Here is a 17,810-nt window from a genome sequence, read left to right on the forward strand (position 1 = left end):
CCGGATTGCCGTTTGGATCGAGAATCTGAATAAAAATCTCGTCTTGCTTGATCATGCCCAGCTCGGTGCGCGCCCGTTCTTCGACCGCACCGGTGCCTTCTTTCAAATCATGCACTTCCGAATCGAGCTTGGCGTTGCGCGCTTTCAGCTCGTCGAGCTTGTCATGCGCCGCATGCACTTGCTGATCCATATCCCAGACCCGCAGCCAGCCGCCCTTGCCTAGCCACAGTGGGTACTGGACCAGTATCAGCAGAGCAGTCAGGAAAATGGCAATCAGGCGCATCGTTGTGGGGTGGGTTCCGCTGTCTTATCTAGTTGTGAGTCCGGGGTGGGCATGCCTGCCCACCCCGCTCAATTACTTGAGATTATAAAACGCATCACGGCCTGGATAGCTGGCGATGTCGCCCAGATCCTCTTCAATCCGCAGCAGCTGGTTGTACTTTGCCATGCGGTCGGAACGCGACATCGAGCCGGTCTTGATCTGCAAGGCGTTGGTGCCGACTGCGATATCGGCGATGGTCGAATCTTCAGTCTCGCCCGAACGGTGCGAGATCACTGCGGTGTAGCCGGCGCGCTTGGCCATTTCAATCGCAGCAAAAGTTTCGGTCAAGGTGCCGATCTGGTTGATCTTGATCAGGATCGAGTTGGCGATATCTTTCTCGATGCCTTCCTTCAGGATCTTGGTGTTGGTGACAAACAGGTCGTCGCCCACCAGCTGGACTTTCTTGCCCAGTGTTTCGGTCAGCAGTTTCCAGCCATCCCAGTCGTTTTCCGCCATGCCGTCTTCGATGCTGATGATCGGGTACTTGTCGCACCACGATGCCAGCAGGCCGGTGAATTGGGCGCCGGTCAGGGTCATGTTTTCGCCGGCCAGGACATAGCTGCCGTCCTTGTAGAATTCGCTGGCGGCGCAGTCCAGGCCGAGGGCGATCTGGGTGCCTGGCTCATAGCCGGCAGCTTCGATCGCTTGAATGATCAGCTTCAGCGCTTCTTCGTGGCTTGCCAGATTCGGCGCAAAACCGCCTTCATCGCCAACTGCGGTTGCCAGACCCTTGTCGTGCAAGATTTTCTTCAGCGCGTGGAATACTTCGGCGCCGTAACGCAGCGCTTCGCGGAAACTAGGTGCGCCGACCGGGATGATCATGAACTCCTGGATATCCAGGTTATTGTCAGCATGTTCGCCACCGTTGATGACGTTCATCATCGGCACTGGCATTTGCATCGCGCCGCTGCCGCCGAAATAACGGTACAGAGGCAAGCCGGCTTCTTCCGCCGCAGCCTTGGCCACCGCCATCGACACCGCCAGCATGGCGTTAGCGCCCAGGCGGCCTTTGTTCTCGGTGCCGTCGAGATCGATCAGGGTGCGATCCAGGAACGCTTGTTCGCTGGCGTCCAGGCCCATGATGGCTTCGGAAATTTCAGTGTTGATATGCTCGCACGCCTTCAGCACGCCCTTGCCGCCGTAACGGCTCTTGTCGCCGTCGCGCAGCTCGATCGCTTCGCGCGAACCGGTGGAGGCGCCGGACGGTACCGCCGCACGCCCCATGACGCCGGATTCCAGCAAGACGTCGCATTCGACTGTCGGATTACCGCGCGAATCAATAATTTCGCGGCCAATGATGTCAACGATTGCACTCATGTATTTCCCTATCAAATAAAAATATGCGCGATATTAAAACCATTTACGGGGGCAGACTGCAAGCGCCGCCACTTGTTTGTATAGCGGCGGCAATATAGTCCAACTCGCCACCCCCAAGCAATCAACCGAAATTGCTTTCGATAAAGCCATTCTTTTTGACGACCCGATCCAGGTCTATCATGGTCGACAACAATTCTTTCATGCGTCCCAGCGGCACTGCATTCGGTCCATCCGATTTAGCTTCGGCAGGATTCGGATGGGTTTCCATGAACACGCCGGAAACGCCCACCGCAATCGCGGCGCGCGCCAGTACCGGCACGAATTCGCGCTGGCCGCCGGAGGTGCTGCCCTGGCCGCCCGGCAATTGCACTGAGTGAGTGGCGTCGAACACGACCGGGCAACCGGTTTCGCGCATGATCGCCAGCGAGCGCATATCGGATACCAGATTGTTGTAACCGAACGATGCGCCGCGCTCGCAGGCCATGAAATTATCTTCCGGCAGGCCGGCTTCGCGGGCCGCTGCACGCGCCTTGGCGATGACATTGATCATGTCGTGCGGGGCCAGGAACTGGCCTTTCTTGATATTCACCGGCTTGCCTGACTGCGCGCAAGCATTGATGAAATCGGTCTGGCGGCAGAGGAAGGCCGGCGTCTGCAAGACATCAACCACTGCTGCCACCGGTTTGATTTCATCGATCTCATGGATATCGGTCAGCACCGGCACGCCGATTTGCGCTTTGACGTCAGCCAGGATCTCCAGCCCTTTTTCCATGCCGAGGCCGCGGAAAGAAGAGCCGGAAGAACGATTCGCCTTGTCGAAAGACGATTTGTAAATGAAGTTGATGCCCAGCGCGCTGGTGATCTCTTTCAATTGTCCGGCGGTGTCGAGCGCCATCTGGCGCGATTCGATAACGCACGGACCGGCGATCAGGAAAAACGGCTGATCCAGACCGATATCGAAGCCACAAAGTTTCATGTTCTTTCCTTACGCTGCGGTATGCGCTTGCTTGTGCGCCAGTGCAGCCTTGATAAACGAAATAAACAAGGGATGGCCGTCACGCGGAGTCGATTTGAATTCCGGGTGATACTGCACGCCGACATACCAAGGGTGAGCATTCTCGCCAGTGCGCGGCAGTTCCATGATTTCGCACAGGTCTTCGGTCGGCGTGCGGGCCGACACCACCAGACCGGCTTCTTCGATACGGTCCAGGTAATGGTTATTGGCTTCGTAGCGATGACGATGACGTTCGGTCACGGTCGGGCCGTAGATTTCGGCGGCCAGGGTATGCGACTTGACATCGCAGGTTTGCGCGCCCAGGCGCATGGTGCCGCCCAGATCGGAATTGATATCGCGCAGTTCCACCTTGCCGTCGTGATTTTGCCATTCGGTGATCAAGGCCACCACCGGCTGGTCGGTTTGCGCATCGAATTCGGTCGAATTGGCGTGCGGCAGGCCGGCCTTGTTACGCGCATATTCCAGCAACGCGACTTGCATGCCGAGGCAGATGCCCAGATAAGGAATCTTGTTTTCGCGGGCGAAACGGGCTGCCGCGATCTTGCCTTCGACGCCGCGCTTGCCGAAGCCGCCCGGCACCAGGATGGCATCGTACTTGGCCAAGGCGCCTGTGCCGCTGGCTTCGATTTCTTCGGAGTCCAGGTATTCGATATTGACCCGGCTGCCGGTATGAATGCCGGCGTGGCGCAAGGCTTCGGTCAGCGACTTGTAGGATTCGGTCAGGTCGACATACTTGCCGACCATGCCGATCGTCACTTCGTACTTTGGGTTTTCCAGTGCGTGCACCAGCTTGGTCCAGACCGACAGATCGGCAGGCTTGGGCGACAGGCCCAGCTTTTCGCAGACAATCGCATCCAGCCCCTGGTCGTGCAGCATTTGCGGAATCTTGTAGATGGTGTCGGCGTCCCACACCGAAATCACGGCGTCGCCCTGGACGTTCGAGAACAGGGAAATCTTGGCCCGTTCGTCATCCGGGATCGGACGGTCGGCGCGGCACAGCAAGGCATCCGGCGAAATACCGATTTCTCGCAGTTTTTGCACGCTATGCTGGGTCGGCTTGGTCTTCAGCTCACCGGCAGACACCAGATACGGCACCAGGGTCAGATGCACGAAAGCCGCCGCCTTGCGGCCGGCGCGCAGGCTCAGCTGACGCGCCGCTTCGAGGAAGGGCAAGGATTCGATATCGCCGACGGTACCGCCGATTTCCACCAGCGCAACGTCGTAACCTTCGGCGCCGCGATAGATGTAATCCTGGATTTCGTTGGTGATATGCGGAATAACCTGTACCGTCTTGCCGAGGTACTCGCCACGGCGTTCCTTACGGATCACGGATTCGTAGATCTGGCCGGTAGTGAAGTTGTTCACCTTCTTCATCTTGGCCGTAATGAAACGCTCATAGTGGCCCAGATCGAGATCGGTCTCTGCGCCATCGTCGGTCACAAACACTTCGCCGTGCTGGAACGGGCTCATGGTGCCTGGATCGACGTTGATGTACGGATCGAGTTTAAGAAGGGTGACTTTAAGGCCGCGCGATTCCAAAATCGCGGCGAGAGAGGCGGCTGCAATCCCTTTACCAAGGGATGAGACAACGCCGCCGGTAACAAATACAAACTTAGTCATTACGGAAGGTGCCGAACGGCACATGCGGGAAATTCGAATTATACCTCAAACCGCCGCGGCGGCAGCCGCCGGTGATCCTAAAAAAAGCAGCTTTTGTTGATCCGCCCTCCTAATCGGATAACTTGGCCACCTGCGTGAAATTGCGCTTCATGTAATAATTCGCGGCTTCCGCCCCGGCCTATCAACGCTTCCCTGATTTCATTACTCATTTTATTGTTGACCGTGCCAACCTCGCCATTACTCCCTTCAAGTGTTGCGTCAAAGCCGCGCCGCCAGACATGAGCAATTTATTCGGCGATCTCCCGGAAGACGACGGCCTGCCCGGAGCGGCACGCCGGGTAGCGATTATCGTCATGGTTCTGGGCACCAGCATGACCGTGCTGGACAGCTCCATCGTCAATGTCGCGCTGCCCATGATCGCGCGCAGCCTGCAGGTCGACCCGGCTGCTGCGGTATGGATAGCCAACGCCTACATCCTCGCCGGCGCAATGACCATGGTCGCCTTCGCCTCGCTCGGCGAAGTGATCGGCTTTCGCCGGGTATATATGGGCGGCATCCTGATATTCACCCTGGCCTCTCTCGGCTGCGCCCTGTCGCCATCGCTGGCGATACTGAGCGGCATGCGATTTTTGCAAGGCATGGGCGGCGCTGCCACCATGAGTATCGGACCGGCGCTGTACCGTAATATATTTCCGACCCGCCTGCTGGGCGCGGCGCTGGGCATCAACGCTCTGGTAGTGGCCTTCTCCGCCGCCGCCGGGCCGGCCATCGGCGGCCTGATGCTGTCAGTGCTGAGCTGGCCGTGGCTGTTTGCGGTGAATGTGCCGATCGGCATCGTCACCCTGCTGCTGGCGCGGCGCGTATTGCCGCGCGACCCGGGACGCGGCGGCAAACTCGATGCGATCGGCGCCCTGCTCTCGGCGCTGGCCCTGGGCAGTATCGTCATGGCGGTCGATGGTTTAACGAGTCACGGCAGCTGGAGCAAGGAATTGCTGCTCGGCGCGATTGCCCTGGCTTCCGTCATTTTATTTATCATTAGACAACGACGATACAGCGCACCGTTATTGCCGCTTGATATGTTTGCATCACAACGTTTTTCCATGGCGGTAGCCACCTCGACCTGCTCTTTTGTCGGCCAGGGAATTGCCTTTATTGCACTGCCGTTCTTGTTTCAAGGCGCATACGGTTTCAGCCCGCTGCTGTCCGCCGCCTTGTTTACACCCTGGCCGGTAGCGATTGCCATCACCGCGCCGATCGCCGGCCGCCTGGCCGACCGTCATTCGGCTTCGCTACTCTCGACCTGCGGCCTGCTGGTGCTGACGCTGGGCCTGATCTTGCTGGCCCTCCTGGGCCAACACGCTTCAGTGCCGGATATCCTATGGCGCGCCTTCGTGTGCGGACTCGGCTTCGGCTTCTTCCAGAGCCCGAATAATCGCGAAATGCTGAGCAACGCGCCACGCGCGCGCAGCGGCGCAGCGTCCGGCGTACTGGCGATTGCGCGCACCTTCGGCCAGTCCTTGGGTGCGGCGCTGGTCGCGGTGGTGCTGGCGGCGACCGGTATCGCCCAGGCTGCGGCCGACACTGCCCATATCGACGCCAGCGCAGTCCACATGTCGCTATGGCTGGCGGCAAGCGCAACCTTGCTTGCCACCATCATCAGCGGACTGCGTATCAAACACGGGCGAAACTGACAGAATTGTCATATTTACGACAGCATCAGGTACGGCAACAGGATTTAAAGTATTACCAAATACTGTCCGATGCTGTGTTCGTTGCTGACTCGCCGCCCGGACATTCCATCCGATGCGCCGAACGTCAGCCCAAGCAGACCCATGAATTTTCCCTCTCCTCCAAGATCCCTGCGTACCCAGCGCCCATTGACAGCCACCATCATGGCTGCCGCGATTGCGCTATCGCTGACAGCATGCGCAGTCGGCCCCGACTATGTGCGCCCCGCGATGGATGTGCCGGCCAGCTATAAAGAAAGCGGCCCGTGGAAACAAGCACAGCCGCAGCAAATAGACAGCAGCAACTGGTGGGAAATCTACGGCGACGCCACGCTGAACGGCTTGATGCAACAAGCCAACCAGGCCAACCAGAATATCCGCCAGGCGGAAGCCCAGTATCGCCAGGCACGCGCAGCGGCCGATGCAGCGCGCGCCGGCTTCTGGCCGACGGCCGGCGTCAACGCCGGGGTTGACCGCGCCCGCAGCAACAGCAACGGCGTCAAGCTCGGCAATAACTACAGCGCCGGTCTGCAAGGCAGCTGGGAGCCGGATGTCTGGGGCAGCGTGCGGCGTTCGGTGGAAGCCGGCGATGCCGGCAGCCAAGCCAGTGCCGCCGATCTGGCCGCGGCTCGCCTCAGCATCCAGGCAACCTTGGCGCAAGACTATCTGCAATTGCGCGTCACCGATCTGCTGCAAGATTTGTATGCGCGCACCACCGCCGCCTACGCCCGTTCGCTGCAACTGACGCAGAGCCAATACGCGGCCGGCGTCACATTGCGCTCGGATGTGGCATTGGCGGAAAGCCAGTTGAAAACTGCAGAGGCGCAAGCCATCGATCTGCAGGCGCAACGCAGCCAGCTGGAACATGCGATCGCGATCCTGACCGGCAAGGCGCCTTCCGGCTTCGCTTTGGCTGCGCTGCCGGCCGATACCCAAATGCTGAGCAAGATGCAGGCAGGCTTGCCGCCGATTCCAGCCGGCCTGCCTTCCGATCTGCTGGAACGCCGCCCCGACATCGCCAGCGCCGAACGCCGTGCTGCGGCTGCCAATGCCAACATCGGCGTTGCCAAGTCGGCCTTTTTCCCGGCATTGACGCTGAGCGCCAGCGGCGGCTTCAATGGCGCCAGTCTGGCCCAATGGTTCAGCACCCCAAGCCGGGTCTGGTCGCTCGGGGCAGCCCTGGCGGAGACTATTTTCGACGGCGGCTTGCGGCGCGCCCATAGCGACCAGGCAATTGCCGCCTACGACGCAGCGGTAGCGCAATACAAACAAACCGTACTGGGCGGCTTCCAGGAAGTCGAAGACAACCTGGCCACGCTCAGCGTCCTGGACCGCGAAGCGATCGCCCAGAACCAGGCGGTGCAAGCTTCACAACTGGCGGAACGGCTGGCGCTCAGCCAATATCGCGCCGGCACTGCGACTTATCTGACTGTGGTCACCGCGCAAACGTTAGCCCTGAGCAACGAGCGCACTCTGGTGCAATTGCTGGGGCGCCAATTGCTGGCAAGCGTGGCGTTGATCAAGGCCGTCGGCGGCGGCTGGGATGCAAGCCGGCTGGCCAATGCCGAGCGCGGCAGCCAGGCACAAAACAAGACACTAAATAACACGACAAATTAATTCCGCGAGCCGACGATATGACCACCACACTTTCCAAACCACGTTCGGCGCTGCTGATCACAGCCGCAATACTGGCCCTGATCGGCGCCGCCGGCTGGGCCATAGTTCACAAAGCTGGCGCAGTTGCAGCGCCAGCCGTTGCCGCCAACCCGATATCGGTCAACACCACCGCCGTCCAGCAGCAAGATGTGCCGATGTACCTGACCGGCGTCGGCACGGTTACCTCGAATGCCAGCGTCACCGTCAAGGCGCGTATCGACGGCCAGCTCGACAAGGTCGGTTTTGTCGAAGGCCAGGACGTCAAGGCCGGCCAGTTGCTGGCGCAAATCGATCCGCGTACCTTGCAGGCGCAGCTGGATCAGGCGCTGGCGCAAAAAGCCAAGGACCAGGCGCAGCTGGCGAACTCCAGGCTGGACCTGCAACGCTACACCACACTGGTGCAACAGGACGCCGCGACGCAACAGACGCTGGACGCCACGCGGGCGCAAGTCAACCAGCTGCAAGCCGCAGTGCAAGCCGACGAGGCGCAGATCAGCTACGCCAAGGTGCAACTCAGCTTTACCAAAATCCTGGCGCCGATCAGCGGCCGGGTTGGCGCGCGCCTGGTCGATCCGGGCAATATCGTCCACGCCGCCGATGCCAATGGCCTGGTGGTGATCAATCAAATCGATCCGATTGCGGTGGTGTTCACGCTGCCGGAAGAAAGCTTCCAGAGCATCAACACCGCCTTACATGGCAGCCAGAAGCCGCTCAGCGTGCAGACCTATGCGCGCAACAGCCCCACCATGCTGGCCCAGGGCAATCTGGCGCTGCTCAATAACCAGATCGACACCAGCACCGGCACAGTGCAACTGAAAGGCATTTTCCAGAATCCGTCGCATGTATTGTGGCCGGGCCAATATGTCAATGTCAGGCTGATTCTGGGCGACCGCAAACAGGCCTTGACGCTGCCTGCAGCGGCGGTACAGCGCAGCCAGGACGGCACCTATGTTTATATCGTCAACGCCGATAGCACTGTAAAGATTCAGCCGGTCCAGGTTGCCAACATCCAGGAAGGCCTGGCTGTCATCGACAAGGGCTTGACTCCAGGACAACGGGTGGTGGTGGATGGCCAGTACAAACTGAAACCCGGCGTCAGGATCATGGAGGCCGGCGCCGCTGCCGGCAGCACACCTGCGCAAGCGGCCAAAGATGCAAGTAGCGGCGCCGGCAAAGGAATAACTAAAGGGGCAAGCAATTGAGCATCTCTGCCACCTTTATCAAACGCCCGATCGGCACCACGCTGCTCGCTCTTGCGATTTTCCTGGTTGGCGCCGCGGTGTGGCCGCTGCTGCCGGTGGCGCCGCTGCCGCAAGTGGATTTTCCGACGATCCAGGTCTCCGCCAATCTGCCCGGCGGCAACCCGGAAACCATGGCGTCGAGTGTGGCCCAGCCGCTGGAGCGTCAATTTTCCCTGATTGCCGGTCTGTCGCAAATGACTTCAACCAGCACGCTCGGCTCCACCCAGATTACGCTGCAGTTCGATCTCAACCGCAGCATCGACGCCGCCGCGCTCGACGTCCAGGCGGCGATCACCGCCGCCAGCGGTCAGTTGCCGGCCAACCTGCCCAGCCCGCCGACCTTCCGCAAAGTGAATCCGGCCGATTCGCCGATCCTGGTGATGGCGGTGCAATCAGACGCGCTGCCGCTGATCCAGGTAAATGACTTTGCCGACAATATCCTGGCGCAGCAGATTTCGCAGATTCCCGGCGTCGGCCTGGTCAACATCGGCGGCGTGCAAAAACCCGCGGTCCGGATCCAGGTCGATCCGACCAAACTGACGGCGCTTGGCATCAGCCTAGAAGATATTCGCGGCGTCATCGCCAGCCTCACCGTCAATCAGCCGAAAGGCACGGTAGACGGTCCCAAGCAAAGCTTTACCGTGTATACCAACGATCAGCTGCTGAGCGCGGAACCATGGAACGACATGGTGCTGGCCTACAAGAACGGCGCACCGATCCGGGTACGCGATATCGGCGTCGCTGTCGACGCAGCGGAAAACCTCAAGGTTGCCGGCTGGGCCTATGCCGGTGCGGCTGCGCCGGCCGGCAACACGATTACCAACGGCCGCTCGATCGTACTGGCGGTGACCAAGCAACCGGGCGCCAACGTGATCGAAACGGTGGATCGTATCAAGGCCGCCTTGCCGCGCCTGCAAGCGGCGATCCCGCCGACGGTGCACGTCAACACCCTGATCGACCGTACCCAAACCATCCGCGCCTCGGTCGCCGATGTGGAATTCACGCTGGTGCTGACCATCGCACTGGTGGTGCTGGTGATCTTCCTGTTCCTGCGTAACGTGCCGGCCACCCTGATCCCGAGCGTGACGGTGCCGCTGGCCCTGCTCGGCACCGCCGCTGCCATGTACCTGCTGGGTTTCAGCCTCGATAATTTATCGCTGATGGCGCTCACCATCTCGGTCGGTTTCGTAGTCGACGATGCGATCGTGATGCTGGAAAATATCTATCGCTATGTGGAAGAAGGCATGTCGCCGATGGAGGCGGCCTACAAGGGCGCCGGCGAAATCGGCTTTACGATTATCTCGATTTCTGTCTCGCTGGTGGCGGTGTTTATCCCCTTGCTGCTGATGGGCGGCATCGTTGGCCGCCTGTTCCGTGAATTTGCCATCACCGTGACGCTGACTATTGTGGTCTCGGTCTTCATCTCGCTGACGCTGACACCGATGCTCTGCTCGCGCTTCCTGAAACCGCATACGGCTGAATCGCATGGCCGCTTGTATCAAATGTTCGAACGCGGTTTCGACGTCATGCTCAACGGCTACAAGCGCGGCCTGCATGTGGTGCTACGCCATCAATTCATTACCTTGATGGTGTTCTTCGCCACCATGGCCGCCACTGTGGTGCTGTTTATCGTGATCCCGAAAGGCTTCTTTCCGCAGCAAGATACCGGCTTCGTTTACGGCTTTGCCGAATCGGCGCAGGATTCTTCATTTTCCTCGATGAACAAACGCATGCTGGCGCTGGCCGATGTGGTGCGCCAGGATCCCGATGTCACCGGCTTCGGCATGAGCGGCGGCCAGAACACATTCAATACGGGTAATTTCTTCATCAGCCTGAAACCCAAAGATGAAGGGCGCACCGCCAGCGCCGACGAGGTCATCGCACGCTTGCGGCCGCAACTGGCCAAGGTGCAAGGGGTCAACCTGTTCATGCAGGCCGGCCAGGACATCAACGTCGGCGGCCGTCTGTCGCGCACCCAATATCAATACACCGCGACAGACTCCAACCTGGATGAACTGAACGTCTGGGCGCCGAAGTTGATGAACCGCTTCCGTCAATTGCCGCAATTGACCGACGTCGCCTCCGACCAGCAAAATGCCGCAGCCGCCGCCAACCTGACCATCGACCGCGCGCGCGCCTCCAGCTTCGGGATTTCGCCGGCGCTGATCGATTCCACCATCTACGATGCTATCGGCCAGCGCCAGGTGGCCCAGTACTTCACGCAGATCAACAGCTACCATGTGATCCTGGAGGTAACGCCCAAGCTGCAGCAAGATCCCGACCTGTTCAGCAAGCTCTACCTGACCTCGCCGGTAACCGGGCAGCAAGTGCCGCTGTCGACTTTTGTCACGATCGACACCAACAAGACTTCGTATCTGTCGATCAGCCATCAAGGCCAGTTCCCGGCAGTGACAATTTCCTTCAACCTGGCGCCGAATGTGTCGCTGGGCGAAGCGGTCGATGCAATCCAGAAAGCCCAGCAAGAAATGGGCGTGCCGCAAACCTTGAGCGGCGCTTTCCAAGGTACGGCCAAGGCCTTCGGCGATTCGCTGTCGTCGCAACCGTATCTGATCGCAGCCGCTCTGGTCGCGGTGTATATCGTGCTCGGCTTGCTGTATGAAAGTTATATCCACCCGCTGACGATCTTGTCGACCTTGCCTTCGGCCGGCGTCGGCGCCCTGCTGATCCTGATGACGGGCGGTTATGATCTAAGCGTGATTGCATTGATCGGCATCATCCTGCTGATCGGTATCGTCAAGAAGAACGGCATCATGATGATCGACTTCGCGCTGACGGCGGAACGCGAACAGGGCTTGAAACCGGAAGAGGCGATTTACCAGGCATGCCTGCTGCGCTTCCGGCCGATCATGATGACCACCATGTGCGCACTGCTGAGCGGTTTGCCGCTGATGCTGAGCCACGGCGCCGGCTCGGAGCTGCGGCGGCCGCTGGGCTATGCGATGGTGGGCGGCCTGGTATTGTCGCAGGCGCTGACCTTGTTCTCGACCCCGGTTGTGTATCTGTATCTGGATCGCGCGCATTATTGGTATATGCGGCGCAAGGAAGTGCGGCAAGCGCGCAAGGCGGCACATAAGGTTGCAACTAAGTCGGGCATTGCGCCGGTCGCCGCCGCACCAGAAACGATGGATTCAAAATGAGTCGAAATAATGCGCCGAAATAATCGGCGCAAATCGGCATAATGCAATACCTTCCTGCACATCGGCCTGTTGCTGAGGATGTGCAGGTTACTAGCCAGGAGACAGGCTACACATGAAGATCCTGATCGTCGAAGATGAACTGAAGATGGCCGACTATCTGTGCAAGGGCTTGACCGAGCAGGGTTGCGCGGTCGATGTCGCCCATAACGGCGTTGACGGCCAGCACCTGGCGTTACAGCATGATTACGACGTCATCGTGCTCGACGTCATGCTGCCCGGCATGGACGGTTTTGCGGTTCTACACGGCTTACGGGCGATCAAGCAAACCCCGGTCATCATGCTGACCGCGCGCGACCGTGTGGAAGATCGCATCAAGGGCTTGCAAGGCGGCGCCGACGATTATCTGGTCAAGCCGTTTTCCTTTCTCGAATTGCTGGCGCGGCTGCAAGCGCTGACGCGGCGCGGGCGGGCTCTGGAGCCGGCACAACTAAAGATTGCCGATTTACAGATCGACCTGATCAGCCGCAAAGCCTACCGCGCAAATGTTCGCATCGACCTCACCGCCAAGGAGTTTTCCCTGCTGGCGGTGCTGGCGCGGCGCCAGGGTGAAATCCTGTCCAAGACAGCGATCGCCGAACTGGTCTGGGACATGAATTTCGATAGCAACACCAACGTCGTCGAAGTCGCCATCAAACGCCTGCGCGCCAAGATCGACACGCCGTTCAGCCCCAAGCTGCTGCATACCATCCGCGGCATGGGTTACGTGCTGGAACCGCGCACGCAAGAGAGCAGCGAATGAAACGTTCGATCACGGTGCGCCTGGTGGCGATGTTTGCCTTAGCGGCGCTGCTGATTTTTTCCTTGATCGGCAGCGCGCTGTATGGCGTGCTGCGGCGGGAACTGGCGCGCCATCAGCAAGATGAACTCAATACGCGGTTTCTGGATACCCGCTACATGATCAGCCATAACGGCGACCCCGCGCGCTGGCCACGGGTGCAGGCCAAGCTGGATACCCTGACGCCGGCCGACGGCAGCGTCCGTTACTGGGTGCTCAGCGACGATGCGCGTTTTCAATATGGCAAAGGGCTGGCCGAGATAGAGCAGCTCGACCGTAATCCGAACGGCATGGGCGTGATGGCGCTGCACGGCCGCGAATATCCGCTGCACACCATGATCGGCACGATCGAACCGTTCCTGGAACGGCCTGCGGTTCGCTTGATCGTGGCGGTGGACGCCGCACCCTACATGCATACCCTGCATGCCTTCATGATCGCACTGGTCGGCTTGTCGCTGCTGGGCGTGCTGCTGGTGATGCTGCTTGGTTACTGGATTGCACAGGTCGGCTTGCGGCCGTTAAAACAATTATCCAGTGCGGCGCAATCACTTGGCCCGAAAACCCTATCGCAGCGCTTGCAGATTTCGCCGCTGCCGGGCGAGTTGTCGGATTTGACGATTGCCTTCAACGGCGTCCTGGAGCGCATGGAAGGCGCTTACCACCAGCTTGAAGCCTTCAACGCCGACGTCGCCCATGAGCTGCGCACGCCGCTGGCCAACCTGATCGGCGAAACCCAGGTGGCCTTGTCGCGGCAACGTACCGCGCCGCAATTCGAGGAAGTGCTGCAATCGAATCTGGAGGAGCTGGAGCGCCTGCGTTCGATCATCAACGACATGCTGTTCCTGGCACGCGCCGATCAGGGCGAAGCCGCCACCAGCCTGGTGCGCACTTCGATTGCTCAGGAAATCTACAAGACTGTAGAGTTTTTTGAGTTCCTTCTGGACGATTCAGAAATGACGGTGAAGATCGATGGCGATGTGAACGCCGAAGCCTCCATCGAAATCTCGCTGTTCAAACGCGCAATGAGTAATCTGCTGCATAACGCGATTCAGCACTCCAACCCCGGCGCGGCGATTGCAGTCACGATCACGCAGCAGCCGGCGGCGATCCAGATTGCAGTGTCGAATCCGGGCAAACCGATCGCCCATAATCACCTGCCGCGCTTATTCGATCGCTTCTATCGGATCGACGCCGCGCGCAACGACAAGGATCAAAGCCAGCTGCACGGCCACGGTCTGGGGCTGGCAATCGTCAAGGCGATTGCCAAGATGCATGGCGGCGGGGTGTTCGCCAATAGCCTGGACGGCGTGACAACGATCGGCTTCAGCATTCCTGCCGGCGATGCGATCATGCGTTAAGGTAATTTACTGGTTTGGACTTGTGCAGATGGTAACGCTTGCCGGAAATGAACGACAATCGCGAAGACGTGAGCGGAGAGTAACGTAGAGGATAGAGGCGAGCCTTGTCTGCGGCACTTGCAGGAAATGGCTGTGGCTGCTTCGTTCCCGACCTGACCAGGTTGACCACGCCACAATGCGCAGGGGCCCGCCGGGGTGAATTGTACCGCATTGCGGCATTGCTGGCAGCGCTTTTTATACGCTTTTGCAGCCCGCCGCCATTTTCTGCCCATGCCGCCTACAAACCTCGCTTCACAAGCCTCGCTCCACTAGCTCCTCCTTACAGGCCCAACTCCTGCCAGATCTGGTCGACGCGCGCCTTCACTGCATCCGACATGCTGATGGTGCGCCCCCATTCGCGGCTGGTTTCACCCGGCCATTTATTGGTGGCATCGATCCCCATCTTGCTGCCCAGGCCGCTGACCGGCGAGGCGAAATCGAGATAATCGATGGGCGTGTTATCGACCAGGGTGGTGTCGCGGATGGGATCGACCCTGGTGGTAATCGCCCAGATGACTTCATTCCAGTCACGAATGTCGACGTCTTCGTCAACCACCACGATGAACTTGGTGTACATGAACTGGCGCAGGAAACTCCAGACGCCGAACATCACCCGCTTGGCATGGCCGGCATACGCTTTCTTCATCTGCACCACCGCCATGCGATAACTGCAGCCTTCGGGCGGCAAATAGAAATCGGTGATTTCGGAGAACTGCTTTTGCAGCAGAGGGATGAACACCTCATTCAGCGCCACGCCGAGCACCGCGGGTTCATCCGGCGGCTTGCCCGTATACGTAGAGTGATAAATCGGCGAGCGCCGCATCGTGATGCGGTCGATGGTAAACACCGGAAACCAGTCCTGCTCATTGTAATAGCCGGTGTGATCGCCATACGGTCCTTCCAGAGCCATTTCATAACCCGATGCATGGGACGGATCGGGATTGATATGCCCTTCCAGCACAATCTCGGCCGAAGCCGGCACCCGCAACTCGCTGCCGATGGCTTTGACCAGCTCGGTGCGGCTGCCGCGCAGCAGGCCGGCGAACTGATATTCAGACAGGCTGTCCGGCACCGGCGTCACAGCGCCTAATATAGTGGCGGGGTCGGCGCCCAGCGCTACCGCTACCGGATACGGCTTGCCGCCGGTGGCGATCGCATGCTCGCGAAAATCCAGCGCGCCGCCCCGATGCGCCAGCCAGCGCATGATCACCTTGTTCCGGCCAAGCACCTGCTGGCGGTAGATGCCGAGATTCTGGCGCTTCTTGTGCGGCCCTTTGGTAATCACCAGGCCCCACGTAATCAGCGGCGCGACGTCGCCCGGCCAGCAGTGCTGAATCGGCAGCCTGGCCAGATCGACCTCATTGCCTTCCCACACGATGTCCTGGCATGGCGCCGAGCGGTGCTCCTTGGGCGCCATGTCCCACAATGATTTGACCAGGGTGCCGAGGCCGAGAATATCCTTAAAACCTTTCGGCGGCTCCGGTTCCTTCAGCATCGCCAGCACATGGCCGATGCGCCGCAATTCACTGACATCGTCGGCTCCCATGCCAAGCGCAACGCGGCGCGGGGTGCCGAATAAATTACCTAGCACAGGCATCGAATGGCCGACCGGATTTTCAAAAAGGAGCGCCGGCCCGGCTGCCCGCAAAGTGCGATCGCAGATTTCCGTCATCTCCAAATTAGGTGAAATCGGCGTCGAAACGCGTTTTAGCTCACCAAGCTGTTCTAATTTGACAATAAAATCACGTAAATCTGAATATTTCATGTGTTTTACAATGTTTATGAATGTTAATTCGACAATTCAGGCATTTCAGCCAAGTGCTTGATTTTATTGGCTCGCAGCCGGAAACCGGCACAATCGTTATATATAAAAGTTATCAATATTAATTTTCATAGTATTGACTTGATATAAACAGCCTCATACAATGCGCCCAGCTTGAAGAAGTCGCATCGCCCGAAAAGCGATTTTGATGTCGACTCTCAATACTCACGGGATCGGGGTCCCACATGACATTTTAAGGAGTGTTTTCAAAAGGCGTCAGCCTTCTCCCCCGAACAAGTTGTTTGCCTGTAGCCGGCGCTTCACTGCAGCCGATTGACCAAGAGCTACTTAAGCTGAGACCAAGCGCAAACAACAGCGACGCAAGGCATAACGCAGACCATATGCGATGCCCTGCGATATTGATTACGGTGCACGCAGCATTCAGTATATTTGCCCAGCTATAACAAGGGGTCTGCATGCGCCGCGACGATTCAGGAGGTTCAATTGTTAGCAAGATCTAACCGAGCACTACCCAGCTGGGCGACGCTCGACTATGTAAAGAAGTTCAGCAGTCAGTCCGTCAACGGCGTGTTTTTTGCCCGCGACACCGTCGGCGGCCTCATCGCCACCACCCGCGTCACTGTATTGTTCAGCGCCTTGCTTGCCATCATCGGCTTCACCACCATGATGGTGAAACCGGATCTGGCGTACAAGCTGCAAAATCTGCCGCTGTTTGCCAGCGGCACCGAGCAAAAAGCTGCTGCACCTGCGGCAGAACTTTCCGCTCAGGCCAGTGCCGCAACTACGGTAACTACGGCACCCAAAGTGGCAAACCTGACCGTGCCGGCGCCGGCCGCCGGCAACAATCATTTGCTGCATATGGATGGATTGTCGAATAAAACCATCAAGCCGCTCGACAACCCGCGTCAGCAGCAATGGGTCACCAACTGGCTGTCCAAGCGCTATCGCGTGGCCGGCGAAGCCACTAACATGTTTGTGACAACAGCCTACAAGACAGCACGCGAAACCAAGCTTGACCCGCTGCTGATCCTGGCTGTGATGGCGATTGAATCCGGCTTGAACCCATTCGCCGAGAGCCCGGTGGGCGCGCAGGGCTTGATGCAGGTCATGTCGAAGGTACATGAAGAAAAGTTTGAAAATCTGGGCGGCATCAAGGCTGCCTTGAATCCGACTGCCAACATCAAGGTTGGCTCCATGATCCTTAAGGATTATGTGACCCAAGGCGGTTCGGTCGAAGCTGGCTTGAAACGCTACGTCGGCGCCGGGGCATTCGCCAACGACGGCGGTTATGGCTACAAGGTATTGGCTGAATATCGCCGCCTGCAAGACGTCGCCACCGGCAAGAACGTACCTTCGACCGGTTCGACAGCGCCCATCGCAACACCGAAGCCGCGCACCATCCAGACGGTTTCGCCAAGCGGCGCCAGCCCGACTCCGGCTGAAGCTGCGGTCAACGTGCCAGATCCGATTGAACATCGTGTCCAGCAATCGAACACACGGGGCAATCAGTTGAATTCCTTGCCGATGGCCTGATCAACATCAAATTTGCAGCAGAATGAAAAAGAGCCATATGGCTCTAATGCCGTTCAGTTAAGACTGAACGGCATTTTTGTTTTAAGTGTTGTAAACGCAATTGGAGGCTGTTAACCTGCGTCCATGCTTGATGACGCGATCCATTTTATGGCTGAAGCTCAGGAGGCACCCAACTGGGAGCGCCTGGGGCAGCATTTACCATATGA

The 17,810-nt window shown here is 59.0% G+C and carries 12 protein-coding genes and 1 other RNA gene; 7 read left to right on the plus strand and 6 right to left on the minus strand.

Annotated elements, in window-relative coordinates:
- From ftsB to KHU33_RS22480, 4 genes are all read right to left on the minus strand, one after another.
- The coding region (ftsB, locus tag KHU33_RS22465; protein ID WP_211467077.1) for a cell division protein FtsB at nucleotides 1-283 on the minus strand (283 nt) is incomplete at its 3' end.
- 72 nt (nucleotides 284-355) lie between these two features.
- Nucleotides 356-1,639, minus strand: a complete 1,284-nt coding sequence (gene eno, locus KHU33_RS22470; RefSeq protein WP_211467079.1) for a phosphopyruvate hydratase — start codon at nucleotides 1,637-1,639, stop codon at nucleotides 356-358.
- A gap of 121 nt (nucleotides 1,640-1,760) precedes the next feature.
- Nucleotides 1,761-2,615: a 3-deoxy-8-phosphooctulonate synthase gene (gene kdsA, locus KHU33_RS22475; RefSeq protein WP_211467081.1), complete on the minus strand. Its 855-nt coding sequence runs from the start codon at nucleotides 2,613-2,615 to the stop codon at nucleotides 1,761-1,763.
- Nucleotides 2,616-2,624: 9 nt separating this feature from the next.
- Nucleotides 2,625-4,274 carry a CTP synthase gene (locus KHU33_RS22480; protein WP_211467083.1) on the minus strand — a complete coding sequence of 550 codons (1,650 nt, stop codon included), beginning with the start codon at nucleotides 4,272-4,274 and terminating at the stop codon, nucleotides 2,625-2,627.
- Between the two features lie 278 nt (nucleotides 4,275-4,552).
- Between KHU33_RS22480 and KHU33_RS22485 the strand changes: the two genes are divergently transcribed.
- The 6 genes from KHU33_RS22485 (at nucleotide 4,553) to KHU33_RS22510 (ending at nucleotide 14,249) form a co-directional block, all read left to right on the plus strand.
- Nucleotides 4,553-5,965, plus strand: coding sequence for an MFS transporter (locus KHU33_RS22485; protein ID WP_211467085.1), 1,413 nt, complete (start codon nucleotides 4,553-4,555; stop codon nucleotides 5,963-5,965).
- A gap of 141 nt (nucleotides 5,966-6,106) precedes the next feature.
- Nucleotides 6,107-7,618: an efflux transporter outer membrane subunit gene (locus KHU33_RS22490; protein WP_211467087.1), complete on the plus strand. Its 1,512-nt coding sequence runs from the start codon at nucleotides 6,107-6,109 to the stop codon at nucleotides 7,616-7,618.
- Between the two features lie 17 nt (nucleotides 7,619-7,635).
- On the plus strand, nucleotides 7,636-8,859 hold the full coding sequence (locus KHU33_RS22495) for an efflux RND transporter periplasmic adaptor subunit (protein ID WP_211467089.1): 1,224 nt from the start codon (nucleotides 7,636-7,638) through the stop codon (nucleotides 8,857-8,859).
- Entirely contained in the window at nucleotides 8,856-12,056 is a 3,201-nt protein-coding gene (locus KHU33_RS22500; RefSeq protein WP_211467091.1) for an efflux RND transporter permease subunit, read from the plus strand. The genes KHU33_RS22495 and KHU33_RS22500 overlap by 4 nt, the downstream gene beginning before the upstream one ends.
- A gap of 112 nt (nucleotides 12,057-12,168) precedes the next feature.
- Complete coding sequence (locus KHU33_RS22505) at nucleotides 12,169-12,855, plus strand: heavy metal response regulator transcription factor (RefSeq protein ID WP_211467093.1); 687 nt, start codon at nucleotides 12,169-12,171, stop codon at nucleotides 12,853-12,855.
- Nucleotides 12,852-14,249: a heavy metal sensor histidine kinase gene (locus KHU33_RS22510; protein WP_211467095.1), complete on the plus strand. Its 1,398-nt coding sequence runs from the start codon at nucleotides 12,852-12,854 to the stop codon at nucleotides 14,247-14,249. Before KHU33_RS22505 ends, KHU33_RS22510 begins: the two co-directional genes overlap by 4 nt.
- Before the next feature lie 93 nt (nucleotides 14,250-14,342).
- On the opposite strand, the gene ffs is transcribed toward KHU33_RS22510, so the two are convergent.
- An RNA gene (gene ffs, locus KHU33_RS22515) (signal recognition particle sRNA small type) lies at nucleotides 14,343-14,441 on the minus strand.
- Between the two features lie 127 nt (nucleotides 14,442-14,568).
- Complete coding sequence (gene ubiD, locus KHU33_RS22520; RefSeq protein ID WP_211467097.1) at nucleotides 14,569-16,053, minus strand: 4-hydroxy-3-polyprenylbenzoate decarboxylase; 1,485 nt, start codon at nucleotides 16,051-16,053, stop codon at nucleotides 14,569-14,571.
- A gap of 501 nt (nucleotides 16,054-16,554) precedes the next feature.
- On the opposite strand from ubiD, the gene KHU33_RS22525 reads away from it, so the two are divergent.
- Entirely contained in the window at nucleotides 16,555-17,604 is a 1,050-nt protein-coding gene (locus KHU33_RS22525) for a transglycosylase SLT domain-containing protein (RefSeq protein ID WP_230414487.1), read from the plus strand.
- Nucleotides 17,605-17,810 lie beyond the last annotated feature (206 nt).

The sequence above is a fragment of the Collimonas silvisoli genome, assembly GCF_018305005.1.
GTDB lineage: Bacteria > Pseudomonadota > Gammaproteobacteria > Burkholderiales > Burkholderiaceae_D > Collimonas > Collimonas silvisoli.

Coding starts and splice junctions, on each gene's coding strand:
- eno (WP_211467079.1), bottom strand. CDS start 1,639: ATGAGTGCAATCGTTGACATCATTGGCCGCGAAATTATTGATTCGCGC.
- kdsA (WP_211467081.1), bottom strand. CDS start 2,615: ATGAAACTTTGTGGCTTCGATATCGGTCTGGATCAGCCGTTTTTCCTG.
- KHU33_RS22480 (WP_211467083.1), bottom strand. CDS start 4,274: ATGACTAAGTTTGTATTTGTTACCGGCGGCGTTGTCTCATCCCTTGGT.
- KHU33_RS22485 (WP_211467085.1), top strand. CDS start 4,553: ATGAGCAATTTATTCGGCGATCTCCCGGAAGACGACGGCCTGCCCGGA.
- KHU33_RS22490 (WP_211467087.1), top strand. CDS start 6,107: ATGAATTTTCCCTCTCCTCCAAGATCCCTGCGTACCCAGCGCCCATTG.
- KHU33_RS22495 (WP_211467089.1), top strand. CDS start 7,636: ATGACCACCACACTTTCCAAACCACGTTCGGCGCTGCTGATCACAGCC.
- KHU33_RS22505 (WP_211467093.1), top strand. CDS start 12,169: ATGAAGATCCTGATCGTCGAAGATGAACTGAAGATGGCCGACTATCTG.
- KHU33_RS22510 (WP_211467095.1), top strand. CDS start 12,852: ATGAAACGTTCGATCACGGTGCGCCTGGTGGCGATGTTTGCCTTAGCG.
- ubiD (WP_211467097.1), bottom strand. CDS start 16,053: ATGAAATATTCAGATTTACGTGATTTTATTGTCAAATTAGAACAGCTT.